Source organism: Neisseria sp. P0021.S007, from assembly GCF_051956855.1.
The window spans coordinates 1-742 of the sequence record NZ_JBQCXA010000422.1; the positions used below are offsets into that span (position 1 = coordinate 1).

Sequence of the window (742 nt, forward strand, 5' to 3'; positions counted from 1 at the left end):
AACATACCCTGTATCATTCAGATACCAATACTTTGTCTTACAAACCGGTACATACCAAGCCTTTGAGCGTGGAATACATCAAACCGGCCAAACGCGTTTATTGATGAGTTTTCAGACGGCCTTTATCTTAAAGGCCGTCTGAAACCTAACCATACCCACATTGAACTGCTTGAATTCATAATACAAAATCATTGGGCAGTTTATGAGAAAAGGAACACTTCTCATGGAAAAAATGAGTTTTGAAATTTACCGTTATAACCCGGACGTTGATGCCAAACCTTATATGCAACGTTACGAGTTGGAATTGGAACCAACGGACGTTAAACTTTTGGACGCTTTGGTGCGTCTGAAAGCACAAGACGATACATTGTCTTTCCGCCGTTCTTGCCGCGAAGGTATTTGCGGTTCTGACGGTATGAACATCAACGGCAAAAACGGCTTGGCATGTCTGACCGATCTGCGTGGTTTGAAACAGCCGGTTAAAATCCGCCCTCTGCCAGGTCTGCCTGTTATCCGCGACCTGATTGTGGATATGACCCAATTCTTCAAACAATATCACTCCATCAAACCTTACGTTGTCAACGATAACCCTATCGATGCGGACAAAGAGCGTCTGCAAACTCAGGAAGAGCGTAAAGAGTTGGACGGTTTGTACGAATGTATTTTGTGTGCTTGCTGCTCGACTGCCTGCCCGTCATTCTGGTGGAACCCTGATAAATTCGTTGGTCCGTCTGGTTTGCTG

The 742-nt window shown here is 44.9% G+C and carries 1 protein-coding gene; it reads left to right on the forward strand.

Annotated elements, in window-relative coordinates:
* Nucleotides 1-223: 223 nt before the first annotated feature.
* Nucleotides 224-742: succinate dehydrogenase iron-sulfur subunit (locus ACTHUR_RS13765; RefSeq protein WP_440399094.1), on the forward strand; the 519-nt coding region annotated here is incomplete at its 3' end.